The organism is Streptomyces sp. NPDC002926 (assembly GCF_053591755.1).
This window is the reverse complement of record NZ_JBSFUK010000088.1, coordinates 1-1546: the sequence shown is the minus strand read 5'-3', so window position 1 is coordinate 1546 and position 1546 is coordinate 1. Positions and strand designations below refer to the sequence as shown.

Sequence of the window (1546 nt, the reverse complement as noted above, 5' to 3'; positions counted from 1 at the left end):
GATTCCGGCGTCAGCGTTCCATCCCGCTCGGCGGTCTCCACCATCTCGGTCGCGGCCTTCAGCTTGATGGAGCCGGCGAAGTTGAAGCCCTCACATTTGAGGAACAGTGAGCGTCCGAAGATCGACCGAAGGTCGACATAGAGCTCTTCCTCGTTGAAGGCGTAGGGATCGGAAATGACGGGCACGATGGCCTCCTCCTCTGCGGCATTGCACCTTCGGAACGTCCTTCCGACCGTGGTGGGGGGCTTCTCGCCTTACCTGTATTCACAGAGCCGGACGGGGGGTTGGGACAGGGGCCGCGGCGTGGTGCGCGTTGACCTGCGGCGAAGTGGCCGCTGATTTCTCCGGGGTTAGCTCCGCATGGGCCTCCTTGTCGGTCGGCCGACGTCTCGGCTGTTCATCCGTGTCGGCTCAGTTCTTGGAAGAAGTTGTCGATGATGTGCAGTTCTCCGGAGCGGGCGACCTCGTCGTAGACGTATTTGCCGACGGCGAGGTCGAGGACGCCGAGGCCGAAGGGCGAGAACACGGCGGGGCGGTCCGCCGGCACGGTCACCCGCCCGGCCAGCACGTCGTCCAGCGTGCCGTGCAGGAAGTTCCGGTTGCCCGTGAGCTGCTCGGCCAGGTGGGTCGAGGTGCCGGCCCGCTGGCAGTGCGCGATGTCGTCGACGATGTTGGTCGATGCCAGCAGGATCTGCGGGGCGAGGTCGCGCAGCGAGATGTGCAGGACCAGGGGGTTGTGTGCGAACCACGACAGGTCGCCGATGTGCGGCCGGCCGGCGACGGTGGCGAAGACCACCAGGTCGCTGAGGCGGATCAGCTGCTCGGCGCTGTCGTGGACGGTGATCCGGCCGGCGGTGCCCGACTGCTCCAGGTAGGTGCGGAAGCCGGCCGAGCTGTCGGCGGACAGGTCGTGCACGCCGATCTCGTCGAAGGTCCAGCCGGTGCCGGCCAGGAAGGTGTGGATGTAGCGGGCGATCAGGCCCGCCCCGAAGAACCCGACGCGCAACGGCCGCGGCCGGCTCCGGCTGAGGCAGTCGGCGGCTGCGACGGCCGACGCGGCTGTCCTGGTGGCGCTGATGATGGAGCTTTCCAGGCAGGCGAACGGGTAGCCGGTGTCATGGTCGTTGAGGATCAGCACGGCCGAGGCCCGCGGGACACCGGCCGACACATTCTCCGGGAAGCTGGAGATCCACTTGAGGCCGTCGACGCGCACATCCCCGCCGACCGAGGCGGGCAGCGCGATGATCCGGGAGGAGGGGCGGTCGGGGAACCGCAGGAAGCAGGACGGCGGGTTCACCGAATCACCGGCGCTGTGCAGCCGGTAGGTACCCTCGACCAACTCCACGATCTCCTTCTCATGCCCCTCCAGCACACGCTGGACCTGCGCACCGGGGATCACCGCGAACGGCGGCACAGGGGCAGCGGCAGGCCCGCCGGCTGCGGGCTCCGCGGCGGTGGAGCGGACGGTGGTCATGGGACCCTCACCTCGACGGTCGGTGAGCAGTCGGCCAGACGGAGGGGATCGGCCATCGCCACGAGCACTTCC

The 1546-nt window shown here is 68.3% G+C and carries 1 protein-coding gene and 1 pseudogene; both read right to left on the bottom strand.

Annotated elements, in window-relative coordinates; translation table 11 throughout:
- Positions 1-185, bottom strand: a pseudogene (locus ACWDZ6_RS33375) (2,3-diaminopropionate biosynthesis protein SbnA); the annotation flags it as partial.
- Between the two features lie 212 nt (positions 186-397).
- Positions 398-1474, bottom strand: coding sequence for a 2,3-diaminopropionate biosynthesis protein SbnB (gene sbnB / locus ACWDZ6_RS33370; RefSeq protein WP_451505831.1), 1077 nt, complete (start codon positions 1472-1474; stop codon positions 398-400).
- Positions 1475-1546: the final 72 nt, after the last annotated feature.

What these genes read in the sequence shown, in the direction of transcription:
- sbnB (WP_451505831.1), bottom strand. Translation starts at nt 1,474, where the DNA reads ATGACCACCGTCCGCTCCACCGCCGCGGAGCCCGCAGCCGGCGGGCCT.